The sequence below is a fragment of the Flammeovirga aprica JL-4 genome (assembly GCF_012844305.1).
GTDB lineage: Bacteria > Bacteroidota > Bacteroidia > Cytophagales > Flammeovirgaceae > Flammeovirga > Flammeovirga aprica.
Map to the genome: position 1 here is coordinate 94,724 of NZ_JABANE010000012.1, position 15,085 is coordinate 109,808.

Consider the following 15,085-nt stretch of genomic DNA (forward strand, 5'->3'; position numbering starts at 1 on the left):
CTCTATTCAAATCTATTTGATGATGAGTTTTGTCAACCATAACTCTGATGTCTGTCCTTCAAATCGGACAATATACATCCCTGACAATAGATGACTTAAATTCAATTGATTTTGACTTATCCCTAATTCCTGAGTAAATACTTTTTTACCATTCATATCCATGATAAAAATAGTCCCTGCCTCATGATGCTTGATTTTCACCTCTCCTTCCGTAGGATTAGGGAACACATTAATCACATCTTTAGAGAAAGTAATGATAGATGTTGGATCAGTGTTGTCTTTCACCTTTACGGTATAAGTTTCCTTCGTTAATTTATCTTCTGAGAAAACTTCAAACTCTAAACCTTCTTCCAATACTAAACTATCCACTCCAGACGTCTGAATCCATTGATCTTGTGTCATCACCGCTCCTGTAGATAATTTGAAACTGATGACTAACTTTCCTTCAATGTCAAACAATGACTCATCCAATAAAATCTCCTGATCAGTGATTTCAGCTTCAATATCCTCTGCAAGGTGATCATTTAAACCTGCTAGAAGGGTGAAAGATTGAAGTTCCGCCTGATCGTTTTGCTGTCTCGCAGTAGTGACTGTATAGTACTTTGTTTTACTTAAATCTTCTGAAACTACCTTCAGCATAAAATCATCAGAGTGATTCACTTTCGTTTCATCTGTCATCAAAGTATCTGATCCCATTAAGATGATAGATCTATTTGCTTTTTCGATGGATACCAATGCATTTGTCAGATTGTCTTCTTTATGAGCATCGATTGAAATTCCATCAGTGGTTACAACTCCTTCAATGTCAGTCACAAGATCATTATTCAACAAACTTGAGATGGCATAAGATGTGATTTCTGCTTCATCATTTAATGGAGGCAAGCATTCTATAGACCATAATGACGCATTAGATTGATCAAATGATCGTACTTCTACCACAATTGGAGCTGTGAGGTCAAATACCGAAGTGTAATCCACTTGTTTGCCTTTATAATATAACTGAGCACCTGGAGAAATAGAGAATTGTAATGTCAACTCCGCAATATCCATTTGCTTAGCTGGAATCAGTTTGATCTCTCTGTTTTCCTCATCAATTGTCCCGAAAGTCGATAATCCTTGAATTTTTACACTATTAATACTGTGTAATGATTCTGCTGTTTTTTTGTCATAGAACATAGAGAAACCAATCGCTTTGCTCAAACCTTCGTTGATCACACCTTCCTTAAGAGAACCAGACCAAGGATCTACTTCCCATATTTGATAGAAGTCTGTCGTCAACTGATTGTCTCTTGATGCCAAATACATTTTACCAATATTATGATCAAAGAAAAGGTGCGGATGTGGAGAAGTTCCGGTGAAAATTGGTAATGAACTGATTTTTGTAGTTGTCCAATCTTCATCGTTGATGATATAGATATTACCAAGTTGATCCATTCCATACAGCACTCCTGAAATATCACAAGTAATGGTTTTGATGGATGTATTCGTTAAGGTACCTTCCAAAGTAGATGCTCCCGTTGTTCTATCGATACTGTAAATTTCAGGTGTATAATATGCCATACCGTAAAGTTTGTCTTTCGGCTCGCTGTAGCACATATCTCTCAACTCAATATCAGAGAATCCAATATTGCTGATTTCACCCGTAAATGGATCAATTGTAGAAAGCATTCCGCCAGTTGAACTGTTGTACCATTTGTTCTTGGCAATTGTACCCGCATAAACATAAAATCCATTCACCTGCTTAATATTTCTTGGCTGTTTGATGTTCTGCATATGGAAACTGATCGGTCCCGGATAAACACCTTCTGCACCTAAAATATTATAAGCAAAAACAGTATTCAATGGCTGAACATTAATTGTCTTCTGAAGAATATTGTTGCCAATCACTTCATCTGTAGAAGAAATTAACTCAATTTTAATTTCAGTAATTGTTTCTACTAAATCAATGCTAGAAAATAAAACCTCCTTCATTGATTTACCTTCATGACCACTCACTTCAACCACCTCTTTTTCTACACCATCTACAATTAATTTCAATTGATATGATTCCGCGTTAGGTGTTTTATTTTCAATCATGACAGGAATCGCGTAAGCATCCGGTGTGATGTATTTTTCAAGCGCAATACCTTTTACAGCTAGATCATGCTTTGGTGCTTGTCCTTCTAAAATAATGGAATAATCTTCCACTTCTCCTGTAAAAACAATTCCTTCAGGATTCATTTCACCAAATGATAAAACACGAATTCTCAACCTCTTTTTCCCTGGTTCAACATCATAAGGCGGATCAATAATGCCTTTCATTTGCTGAGGATTGATAGGTTCAAACTCAAACCCTTCTTCCTCTTCAAATTTTCCGTTGAAATTCCAGTCGATCCAATATTTACCTGCACCAGAACCATCATTTTTTGTCACAATCAATTCCGCAGTTTCACCATATTTGATTGTTAATTCCTGCCCTGAATAATCTTCATACATATTATCACCAGAGGTTTGATTGATATCACCCATCATTACATTCGTGATATACACACCACCAAATCCTAGTGCTGGTTCATAATCTGATTTAAACCTTACCACTGAAGAGTCGTTTCTTCCTACTCCATCATTTTCCAAAATAGTGTAAGCCTTCACTTGGTATTGAATTCCAAAAGTGTTGAATACATCTGGCTCATCAAATTCAATATCTACAGACCTCCCCGATTCCAGAAGACGGTTTACATTTTGAACTTTTGGAGTACCATCATTAATGGTATAAGCCACTTTGAAAGATGAAATGTCTTCTTTACCAAAATTGGATACTGTTAGATATACTCTTTCTGCACCTGTTAAGCCTACATGAGTAACAGGGTGCTGAATTGCAGTAACACCGGCATCAAAATCAACACTGTGTTCTACTTGAGATACCGTAGCCACCCAACCTTCTTCGTTGACTGCTTCATCAGAATAAAATATGAAACTTAATCCACCACCTAATACTGTTGAAGTAAATGTAGTTTGATTATTATCGCCTAAAGCACCGTTCAATACTGCAATTGGTTCGCCTCTGGCATTTGTTCCATCAAATACATACAGGTAATCATATCCTTCCTCCAATTGGAAAGAAGTAAATTCAACTTTTACTTTTTTCGTTGGATCAGCCGGAACAAAATTGTGGACACTTCTTGTGTTATCAGGATAATTAAACACTCTTGTACCGCCATCTGTGAAAACAACATCATCACTTACAGTCGTTGTTTGTGTGTAATCATGAGCGGCCATAGGCACGATGTTACCGAAATTAAAGAACCCACTTCCTTGAAGCGTATTATTTTCAATTTTGGAGTCGTTAGCATGTTCTGCATTACCTTTTACATAATATAAAGCATCCTCTTCAGAAAAATCTCCTAGGGCAACAAACGTGTAGTTTTTAGTGTTGAAAGTTGGTAATTCAGTACTAAACGTTTCTTTTTCTTCTTGATTCAATACGCCATTTTTATAGACTTCATAAGAGAAATCAAACGTCTCTAGATCTTTTGATCCAATATTGGCAATCATAAATTTCACCTCTGCTTCCTCTAAACGTAATGAATGATTAGGATGATCGATTTCCAATAAAGCCACGTCGTATTCTGCTTTTTCAGAAAGGTGAATATTATCAATACCGACTTGATCTCCTTCAATAGCCCAAGAGATCACACCTGATGGGTAACGGCAAAGTGCTTTCAATTCGATCTGAATTGGTTCGCCAAGAAAAGCCGTTAAGTCAAAGTACATTTTTTCTCTTTTCAGAAAGGCTGTTTCACTGCCCAAGAAATAACTTTGTCCTTTGATGTCTGAAACAGGCTGACCGTTGACATACACTCTGAAAATACTTTGGTTTCTAGAAACAGAGTAAGCCATTTTGGCATCTAAAGTGAATAATAATGAGTTAATCCCATCAGGAATTTCGGTTTTTAGCGTCGCCGTTGAAATAAATGTAGGGTTGGCATTCCAAACCTCCTGAGTAGAACCATCACCGTAAAAAGTGGTGCCTGTAAGTCCTCCTTCAAATTTCAAGTAATGAGAGTTAACTTCAGTGTCGTAGTTGATCGTTGCGTTACCCGCTTTTGATTTTTCAATGGTCAAATAATTGGAAGCTCCGTCATCAAAGCCTTCATCAAAAGGGAAATTACTAATTGCTCCTTTTACACTCAAATCAACCGCTTTCGATCGTACACCTACTATATTCTTCCCTTTATTGACAGCTCTTACGGCATACCAATACTGCCCTGCTTCAGGTGAAAATTGTGTGGAGGTTACTTCATCAATCACTTTCATTTCTCCCTCTTCCATTCTCATTACTTCATAAGAAGTTGCTCCAACAACACCTGTCCAGCTCATCACATCTGATGAACTACTTACAATTTCAGGACGGCCAATAACACTAAACCCAGTGGTGCTTTCATCAAAATATTTACCATTGATCACTCTTACTTTCAAATTACCTTTTGCTTCTGAAGAAGTAGCGTAAGTGTAATTTCTAGCACTTGGAGCCAATTCCGCAACAGTTTGATAATTCATTCCGCTGTCTTCTGAGATTTGAACAACAAACTCGTCAGTATTATTTTGAGGAGCTGACCAATAAATCATCATTTCCTTCTCGGCTACGTAAGATTCACCTCCAACTGGAGACAATAAAGTCACTCCTTTTTCTACAAAATCCCATGTGATGCTAAAGTTTTGAGGGCCTTGAGGAATTGTATTACCATTCACTACAAATTCATAGTAACCTGATTCAGGAAGGTCAATCACCACTTGCTCAATATTGTTTAAATGATCCTCTTTGTTTGTGGCCAATTGTGATGGGTTTTGAGCATCTAACACCAAAGGAAGAGTTGTTGCTCCGTTGTGTACTACCGTTAAATCTAAATCATTAATCAAAGCATTGGGTGTGAAAGGAATGCTTGGATAATCACTCCACGAAAGCATTACTTTTAACTGACCTGTTCCTTCTGGCACCCAAATTTTGAACGTTTCTTGATCACCTGTCTCTACATTACCTGATGCAAAATGATTATTCTTAATCACTTTCGCCGCTCTTAAAGCATTCATTTCACCATAGCCATAAGCGAAGTCTGGTCCTGCTTCACCTAAATCTGTAGCTGTATTACACAACACTCCTTTGATCAAATCAGCTCTAGGCAACTCACTATTTTCCTTTTTGTATAATTCATAAAGTTGAATGGCCACACCAGATACCAATGGAGTCGCTTGAGAAGTACCATCCATCAACTCATAATCATTAAAAAATGAGCATGAATATACATCTACACCTTTTGCAGCAATGTGCGGACCATGTCGGCCATCATCTACAGGACCCCAGCTAGAGAAACTACTCATTGCTCCTGTTTGTGTTAGCGCTCCAACGGTCAGGATATTTTTTGCTGTTTTAGAACTTGTCCCATATTGGAAATTACCTCTTGAATTACCTGAAGAAAAAACATGCAATACATGAGGCTGTTCCCAAGTCACTTGATCCAATTCTGCATCACTGTTGATATAAGGCCATAAAAAACCACCTGGGTGAGGAATACCATATGAGTTTTGAGTAATAGAAACTTCATTTTCTAAAGCGGCACCCATCATTTCTTCACCAGTTGTCAAGCCATTTCTACCCACATTGAAATTCCAAGATTCAATCTTTACGTTATGAGCAATACCTACACCCATAGGGTCTACCAAACCACGGCCGGCCATAATCCCTGCCACGTGATTACCATGAGCAAAAAGGTGATCTTCTAATTCGTGTGAAGTTACTCTGCCATTGAAATCAAGGTGAGGTTCAACATCTTGATCCCAAATACCAACCGTAATACCTTCTCCTGTCAGCATCTGATCAGCCCCCAAATAGCCCATCAAGGCATCTTGACCAACCATTTTCTGCCCTACCATATCGTCTTTCTCCACTTTTGGTGGGATTGGCCCTGCATACTTCAACCAAGAAAAAGCATTGATTTCCTTTAGCTGATCAATATGTACTTGACATCTTACTTTGTTGAAATAAGGTGAAAAAGCGATAGACTCAGCGCCTAATGTTTCTAAGTCTGATTGTACTTTTTGAGTATTCACCCCAGAAAAGAAAAGTAAATCCAACACAATTGAGTGCTTGCCCGACATTGCATACTTTGGCAATTCTGACTTCATCAACAATGGATCTAATTTCTGTACATCTACAAGGTTTACTATAGATCGAATAGTGCTTATATCAATACTGCTATTCAATGAATTGATCTCTGTTAAATAGGCATTATTTCCTAAATAATCGTTGAGCAAAACACCGTTGTTCATCAAATTAGAACGTTTCTCCTTGTTCGGAATTTGATAAAACTGAAGTATAACGTAGGCGGATTGATCAGAAGTTTGAGATGTTCTTTTATTCGAAAAATAAGCATTGGCATTTTCAGGCAATTCCACTGCAACGCCATTATAAGTTACTTCTTCTAAGCTATTTTTTGTTTGGGCACCAACGTAGGTGTTCATCCCCAGTACACAAAATAGTAAAAGGAAAATAAAGTTCTTTTTCATTATAAAATTTATAGATAGGAAGGTAATGACTGCCAACTTGTTTGGAAGTTGACAGCCTATATTATGGTTAGTATGAGTTACTGTTTTTGAATCTTATAAGTCTTCGTAGCACCTCCGCTGTTCACTTGAACAACATACCATCCTTTTACAAGGTCAGATACTTTAAATTGGAATTGTGATGCTTGAGATAAGTCTTCGTAAGATTTTACTTTTTCACCAATTAAACTGTAGATATAAACACTTTCAATTTTTTCAGCTCCTTTGAGGATAAATTGATCAGTCATTGGGTTCGGGTACAACATAATCGTGCTTACATCAAGAGATGCATCCGTCACCTGCTTCTCTTCTACCGTGACTACAATTTCTTGTTCGATGCTCCAATTCGATTGAGAAGCTACAACTACTACAGTTGAAGTTTCCATCAAGCTACCTGTCAGCGTGGCCGTTCCATCGTTATTGTCCGTTAATTCCACTCCTTCCATAGCTTCTTTTAATGCTAATGAAATCGTCAATCCTTCCAATCCTTCAACCGCTACTTGGTGTTCGAAGCTTTCGTCTTCCATCACAAATAGTGAGTCTCCAGAAGTAAACATCAATGGGTTCTCAATATCTTCCACTTTCAGTGAATACGACTGACTTAATTCCCAAGATGCAACAGAGGCTTTCAATGTCACCACATTACTTCCTGTAGCATCAGGCGTACCGCTGAGCGTATATTTTCCTTCCATTTCCTCTAATGATAACCACTGAGGACCTTGTACCAACTCCAAAGTAACTGCTTCATCAATTGCACAATCTACCTCAATTGCATATTCATAAGTACCATATACTTTCACGGATAATTCAGGGGTTGAAGTGAAAGCTAGTGGATTATCAATATCTTCAATCTCTAAATTAAACTGATGACTAGCTGATTGCTCTCCTGAAGTGGCGTTTACTCTTACATAATAAGTTCCTTTTTTAGTTGTCTTCCCTGAAAGAGTTGCCGTTCCATCACCATGATCTTCAATTGACAACCATTCTGGTGCATCTTCTAGTGAGAATTCAAGTGCTTTCTCTTCTTTATGTGAAGCTGTAATTACATAACTGTAATCATGATAAATCGCTCCTGTTTCGATAGGTGTAGATGTAAAAGTGATTGGGTTTTCTTTCGCAATATCCAACTCTACATTATCTAAAGTAAGTACACCTGTAGGCGTCGCTGTTTTAGCATAAAATGCAATAAACATTGATTTTGTTTTCGGTGCTTCAAACGTAACGCTCACATCTTTCCATGCATCCTCCACAGTGGAAGTTTTCACCAACGCTTCTTCACCCAAAGCCGTTTTCTTATTCTCCTCTACCAAGTACACCTCTAACTCTTCCGTGTGCCATTTCCCTTCTAGTTCATCCAATTCCGTTCTAATAGAGAACGATAAATCATAAGTTGTACCTTTCTCCAAAGCTAGAGGCACCGAATAAAGAATATCATCTTTTTTACCAGAAATCTGCATTGCCCCAGAACCCTTCACCAAATCATTTGATCCATCATCTGTAATCTGTTTCCATTCGTTACCGTCAAGATTCAAATCGTCTATTGACCAACCCATTGGTTTTGTCGTTCCTTCTTTCATTGTCTCAAAATTTTCAAGATATGGGAGAGTCTCAACAGTTGGATCAGGGATGGTTGTAAATGACCATACTGGAGCATTAGGCAGTTCACCATTACTATTATAAGGCACTACTTGCCAATAGTATTGGGTGTTATATTCTAAGTTTTCTAATTTCAATTCGGCCGTTTCTAAGTCCACTTCTTGATTAGCAATCATGTTAGTAGGCGGGTAATCTGTCCCTACATTGATTTTGTATCCTTCAGTAGCTCCACCACCATCATTCCATGCTAGTTTCAAACCTTTCATGATGTCAACATCCACTGCGTTTGTGGTTGGCGATACAGGAACTGCAGCAAGTGGGAATCCGTTTGAAATTTTTTCCCAAGAAATATCATCAATTAAAGCGGCGGTTACTTTTTGCTCTCTTCCTCCATGTCTGAAAGCAATGTAAGGCCCTTTGTCAGCATGGCTGAATAGTAAATTGAATTGTTTATATGCACTTGTCAACTCAAATGTTTCTTTCAATACGAAAGTAGAAGAATCTGTTGGGTCCGTCATTAAACCTACTTCAAGCGTCAAGTCATATGCATCATTTGATTTTTTTGCTTGGAAAACGATTCTGTTGGTATCAAAGTTTTTCACCCCTGGAGATACTAAAATCACATTCGATTCAAAATCATTCAAGTTCATCAAACGAGCACAATGCGGGCCTGTAAAGTACTCAAGCGCACCGTCTATCACTTGTACACTTGTGTAATTGTCCCAGCTACTTCTGATTTGGCTCCATTTAGCCGGCATCTCAGTACTGTTATCAAAATTCTCAAAGAAATCAGTAAGCGGTTGATAAGCATTTCCTATTAATGTAATATCGTTAGTACCTGAAGTTGCATTCGATTCAAAAGTGAATACATTCTCGAAATCACCTGCAGAAGTAGGTTCAAAATATAATTTGATATCCGCTGATTTTCCAATATCAATCGTTCCTGTATAATCAGTCGAGAACGGTCCAGTAGAAGTACCTCCTCTAATAATCAATGGTGCCTTACCTGTATTTGTTACTGTTACCGATTGACTGATCTTACTGCCAACACTAACTGAAGCATAAGTAAGTTTATCCGTTGCAATTTGAATCTCTGGCTCCATTTTCTGTTCTTTAATAACGATATCATCTATCCAGAAGTATTTTGGGCTCCAGCTAGAAGTTTCGTGATATCTAAAACGGATATAAACATTTTCACCAGAATAATCTCCTAGACTGAAAGATTCGTATTTATACTCTTCCATATCTCCTTCAAGCATCATTGATGCTACTTCAGACCACGTTTCCTTTCCATCTGTAGAGATCTCTAAATAAGTCCCACTTGATGGTGAATTAGAGCCCGTTCTCCAATAAAAAGAGATCTCACTGTTTTCTGGCAGGTTCATTCTAGGAGTTGTTAGTGAATAATCACCCGTCCTCCAAGCAGAAACGTAACCTGTCATTTCACCTTTGTAAATTCCTTCCGGAAAACCATCAATATCACCAGTACTCCAATACTCATCGAATTCCCAATCAGAGTCATCAGGAAAGTTGGTATTAATAGTTCTATTTATCCTATTACCTGTAATTTGACTGATATAGAAATCTTCAAAATCAACGATAAATGGGTACTCTTCAATATACTTTTGAGCTGTAAATGAGATAATTGGAGAAGAGATCTCTTTATCTCCTTTTTTAGCAACCACCTTATAATAATAAGTCTTTTTAGATTCCCATAATGTCTGACTGTTATAAGTATATGTGCCATCTTCTGTTACTGCTTGATCAGAAACAATAAGTTGCAAATTGTCTTCTTCAGTACCTAAATAGAAATCATAACGATCTGAATTACATAAACTAAACTCTAAAGCCTGATCTACTTTCACTTTAGTATCCTTATTCTCAGGTGATACGGCCAAAGGAGTACATGGTGTATCATTACTCACTAAATAATGAAACCTGATGTTCGGCGTAGCATTATTAAAAGGCCTCCAACCTGCTACCCCTGTCGGAAAGTTATTATCACTACCGCTCACTGCTTGATGATCTTGATTGACTGTACCATAAAATAATCCAGAAGTAACATAACTCTCTCCTGAATGATTCTGCCAATGGATGATGATATCACTCGTTCCGTCGTACTCAAAATCCTCAATATCAATATCCATCCAGTCTGCACCATTGGGAGGATACGTTACAGTTCCGTCAAATACCTTTGTATAATTATTCAAATCTGGATACGACAACGGCACATCATCTCTGCTTACTAAAGAGATATAAATCTGTTGATTGGCAAACGATTTTTCCCATCCACCGAAATTCTTATATCCATAAAATGAAATTTTGCTGATAGTTTTAGCTTCTCCTAAGTCGTCACTTTTATATAAAAAACTACCCCAAGCATATTTCCAGCTGGAGTAAATTGGATCAGTAGTTGGTGTTTGCCCTGCTCCAATCTCTACAAATGCAGTAGGAGCCGAATCCTCCGTAGCATACGCAAATTGCCCTATACAGAATAAGACAACTAGCGGAAACCATAATAGTCGTTTCATCTTTGATTTAGTTTAAATAATTGAATTGCTTTATGACTTCAATTTTAGGGAGATATTAAGACTTTGTAAATAGGGGCTTCCACTCAATTTAACTAAACATAAAACGTAAACAACTAACTATCAATTATTTAATCTATATCAAATAAACTTTTTACAAAAAGAAAAACAGATGATTGAAAAAAATAAGAAATGATGATTAACTTCATCTTATATAAATTGTCAACTTCTAATTACTAATTTATAATCTCTCATAGGTTATTGAATAACTCAAATGGGTTACAAAAACTAAACTAATCTTTCATCAAAAATTAATTCAAAATGCAAAAGACTTCACTTATTCTTACAGTTCTGCTGATAACATGTTATACTTTCTCATTCGGGCAAAACCAAATAATTTCTCTTGATAGTCAGTATATATCAAAATATGTCGAGCACTTTACTATTAATGAAAATGGATTAAAAGGTAAGGGATATCGACTATTAGAAGAATAAATTAAAGGTTCACAATTCTTTGTTTTAGGTGAATACCACGGATCGTCTCAGATCTCAAAATTAACAAAGACTCTTGTTCCAATTCTAGCTAAGAACAATTATACAGTTGCCACTTTTGAAATAGGACCTAATTCAGCTAATAAATTAACAAGCCTCACTGTAGCTAAAGAAAATATAGTAGAATAGCTTCATACATTCTATTCCAACTATTATTATGAAGATTTTGATAACATTAGTATTCCATTTTTTGATGCTGTAGAGGATGCTAAGTTTCTAAATGCCTTCTCTCAACATCATTTCAAAATTTGGGGATGTGATCAAGAGTATTACAATTCAACATTGTTTTTAGGTGATATGATTTTGGAAAAGTCAAAAAATAGAAAAGATATTCTTGAAATTTCAAAAGCATGGGATGAGGCTAAAAAGCAGACCATAACACTTTACAGAAGAGAAATTGATGAGGATATACAATTATTTGAAGAAATTCAAAAAGATGAAAAGTTTGTGGCTTTCACCAATTATTTTGATGAAAACGACACCATTGCTTTTCAAATATTGAATGATTTGAGCGAAAGTTGGGCTATCTATACAAATTACAGAAAGTCGCATAAAGATCGTGTCAAACTTATCAGAAGAAACTTTTGGGAACAATACCTTGTAAATGAGCAATCAAATCCCAACTCAAAATATTTCATCAAAATTGGCAGTCTGCATGCAGGTAAAAAAGACTTGTCATTTGGTAATTATGACATAGGGGCCTTGACTGAAGAGTTAGCTCAACTAAATAACTCTAAAAGCCTGAATATATGCATTAAAGTAGGCTATTATGATGGAGATGATGAGTATAAAAAAATGCTAATGCCCTTTACAAACTTTGCTCAGTTAGAACAATGGACAATTATTGATTTAAGCTCAATTCAATCAGAAATCAAAAGTGGAAAATTGAGTATCATTGGCATTAAAAATTATAATGAAGTGGCTAAAACGCTGGATAACTATGATTTAATTATCATCCCTCCCAATGATTATGACCCTACTCCTAATTATACTTCTCAATAAAAAACTAGACGAAAAACATATTTTTTATCACTATTCCTGCAAGATTAACATTTTAAACGCAACCTAATTAAATAAAGTAACGTGTAAACACATGTAAATAAATACTATCTCTTTGACTATCTATTTTTTTATGTCTAGTGTAAACGTTTATATCCCCCTCGACCTCAATGGAATAGTAAAAAAGCCAAAGTACTATGGAGGTTTTACCTTTGCTCAAATCATGACTTATGCAGGAGCTTTAGCTTTAGGGTTTGATGCTGTCAGTTACCTTCGTGAAATTTTATTTACAGAAGTTACTTTTTCTTCTTTTCTCAAAGATTTTTGGTTTGATGATCTTATTTTTTTCGGAGAAGTAAGCTTTCTTCTTGCCATAAAACCCTACCTAAGTAATTCCCCTACTGCATGGTATAAAAGCTTTATATATTTTGATGGCGATGAACTTATTGTCAATAGAACGGGCTTTAATCGAAGAAGTGTGAACCTAAATGATGTGGTAAGTTTCGAAGACAGAGATAAAAGTTCTTCAAGAAGCTTTCTCACTTTTACGCACAAGAACGGTGAAAAAACTAGTATTCCTTGGTTACTTGGGCATGAAATAGAACAAGACGATGAAAATACGGTAAAGGGTTTATTAACGTTGATACAAAGAAAAATAGACAATAACACCTCTCAATTCTCAGAAAACAAGACCCTTATCAACGCTTCTATTCTTACGTTTCAATCTTTTGAATAAAATCACTAATTTACTTTGAATAGAAATATTCGATTTAAAGTAAGCTATTCGTGAAAAAATTTTTAACAATACCCAATCCTTGTCACGAGAATTGGGATCAAATGACTCCCGTTGAAAAAGGTAGATTTTGCAAAGTATGTTCTAAAAAAGTGTATGACTTAACAGACTTATCTACTTCTGAAGTTGAAAATCTTTTTGAGGAAAAGGGTGAAAACATTTGTATTAGAATCAAACCGACACAAAATTTCTTACCGATTCGAAAGAAGCAAACATTTAAATTTTCTCCCTATAAATTAGCGATGAGTGCTATCATAGCGAGTTCTTTAACATTGAGCACAGAAACTTTTAGTCAATCATTAACTACCTATAATCAAGATAAAATTGATATTACAGATACTGATCAATTTGTAACTATTAAAGAGCAAATAGAATGTTCCTATGATCAAGATAAGGTTGACTTTAAACACATGAGAGTAGCTTTGATAACTTTAGATCAGGTGTATTCCACATTCACCCAAGAAGATGGAAAGTATTCCATGAAAGTTCCCCAAAATATAATTGGAGAGAAAAATATTATCCGTGTATTTCCAAATGAAATTAGTATTGATACATTCTCCAGAACGTATACATTTTCAAAACAGGATATTTATGAAACAAATATCAAATTCGAAAATATAATAGCGGTAATAGGCGAACCTATATTTTTTGAAAAAGACTCAACGAACATTATTTATAAAGGGAAGCCAATAAACACAAGTCAAGAACGAGAATTAATGCTAATTGACCAGGAAACAGGATGTTGGAACTTGAAAAATGATCTTCACTTTGAATATTTCTGGGGAGAAACAGCTAAAATCTTATCCGACAACAAATTTGAGGAACTCATTATTTTATACGAGCTAAATCAATTGTAAACTAAAAAAGCAAGTTGTACTATAGTCTCAATAGATGGTCAGAAATAAATAATCTCTTTTTTATAATTCCCATTTAATGATTAGATTCATAGATACTTAAAAACATTATTTTTTCGAATCTATGCTGATAAAAAAATACTTCTCGGTATCTGAAATGTTTCTTTGGACACGAAAAGAAACATTGTTTTTTGTGATGCTTGCTACAACAGTTACTTTCATTTATGAAGTTTTAGAACAAAAATGGATTGCAATGCCTTGGACTCCCATTGCATTAGTGGGTACAGCTTTGGCTTTTGTCATTGGTTTTCGGAATAATGCTGTCTATGGCCGCCTTTGGGAAGGACGGAAAATATGGGGAGGAATAGTGAATGACTCCCGAACATTTGCAATATACGTTGGAGACATGGTCACTAATGAGTACGCAAAAGAAGGGCAGGAACTTTCTAAGGAAGAATTATCGAAACAGAAAAGAATATTAGTTCACAGGCATATGGCTTGGCTGACGGCATTGCGTTATGCGATGAGAGCTAAAAAGCCATGGGAGAGTTTTATGGATCACCCCACCAATAGAGAATGGGCTCAAAAAATTCATACACCTGAGTTCGTAGTTCCTGAGGAAGAAGCTTTAGCCCATTATTTACAGCCTGATGAACTTAAGAAAGTCATGGATGTTGGTGGAAATAAAGCGGCACATATTATTAAGCTACAATCCAATCATTTACGCTCTCTTAAGGAAAAAGGACTGATTTGGAAATTTTCTTTTCTGAAATTGGAAGATATTTTAAGAACTTTACTGGCATTGCAAGGGAAATCTGAAAGGATCAAAAACTTTCCTTATCCAAGACAGTATGCTACTTTGAATGTATTCTTTGTATGGATTTTCATCTTTATTTTACCATTTGGCCTAGTTCCAGAATTTGCCAAACTCGGTGAAAGTCTGATTGGTATTCATCCTTTTATTGGAGGGTTGCTGGTTTGGATGGGCATTCCTTTTGCCGCTATGGTATCATGGGTATTCCATACTATGGAAAGGATTGGTACTGTGGGTGAAAATCCATTTGAAGGCTCTGCAAATGATGTTCCTATCTCTACAATATCAAGGTCTATTGAGGGAGTCTTGGTAAATAGACTCTAGCACTCACTAAAATCAGGATATTTATTCTTTTTGGTGAGTGTTTTTG

The 15,085-nt window shown here is 36.0% G+C and carries 6 protein-coding genes; 4 read left to right on the forward strand and 2 right to left on the reverse strand.

Annotation, left to right across the window (positions count from 1 at the left end; genetic code table 11):
• Positions 1-12 precede the first annotated feature (12 nt).
• Complete coding sequence (locus HHU12_RS06510; protein WP_169655950.1) at positions 13-6,543, reverse strand: S8 family serine peptidase; 6,531 nt, start codon at positions 6,541-6,543, stop codon at positions 13-15.
• Positions 6,544-6,620: 77 nt separating this feature from the next.
• Positions 6,621-10,706 (reverse strand): T9SS-dependent choice-of-anchor J family protein, encoded by a 4,086-nt coding sequence (locus tag HHU12_RS06515; protein ID WP_169655951.1) that lies wholly within the window; start codon positions 10,704-10,706, stop codon positions 6,621-6,623.
• 852 nt (positions 10,707-11,558) lie between these two features.
• Here HHU12_RS06515 and HHU12_RS06520 point away from each other — a divergent pair.
• The 4 genes from HHU12_RS06520 to HHU12_RS06535 all read left to right on the forward strand — a co-directional run bounded on the left by HHU12_RS06520 (position 11,559) and on the right by HHU12_RS06535 (position 15,039).
• Entirely contained in the window at positions 11,559-12,257 is a 699-nt protein-coding gene (locus tag HHU12_RS06520) for a hypothetical protein (RefSeq protein ID WP_169655952.1), read from the forward strand.
• Positions 12,258-12,387: 130 nt separating this feature from the next.
• A complete protein-coding gene (locus HHU12_RS06525) occupies positions 12,388-12,990 on the forward strand; it encodes a hypothetical protein (protein WP_169655953.1) in 603 nt (200 codons plus the stop codon).
• Positions 12,991-13,040: 50 nt separating this feature from the next.
• The gene (locus tag HHU12_RS06530) at positions 13,041-13,904 is read left to right on the forward strand and encodes a hypothetical protein (protein WP_169655954.1); all 864 of its coding nucleotides are present in this window, start codon (positions 13,041-13,043) and stop codon (positions 13,902-13,904) included.
• Between the two features lie 121 nt (positions 13,905-14,025).
• Positions 14,026-15,039 (forward strand): bestrophin family protein, encoded by a 1,014-nt coding sequence (locus HHU12_RS06535; RefSeq protein ID WP_205959798.1) that lies wholly within the window; start codon positions 14,026-14,028, stop codon positions 15,037-15,039.
• The last annotated feature ends 46 nt before the right edge of the window (positions 15,040-15,085 follow it).

Bases quoted from the DNA above. Each gene is read 5' to 3' on its own strand.
- HHU12_RS06510 (WP_169655950.1), bottom strand. From the start codon at position 6,543: ATGAAAAAGAACTTTATTTTCCTTTTACTATTTTGTGTACTGGGGATG.
- HHU12_RS06515 (WP_169655951.1), bottom strand. From the start codon at position 10,706: ATGAAACGACTATTATGGTTTCCGCTAGTTGTCTTATTCTGTATAGGG.
- HHU12_RS06525 (WP_169655953.1), top strand. From the start codon at position 12,388: ATGTCTAGTGTAAACGTTTATATCCCCCTCGACCTCAATGGAATAGTA.
- HHU12_RS06535 (WP_205959798.1), top strand. From the start codon at position 14,026: ATGCTGATAAAAAAATACTTCTCGGTATCTGAAATGTTTCTTTGGACA.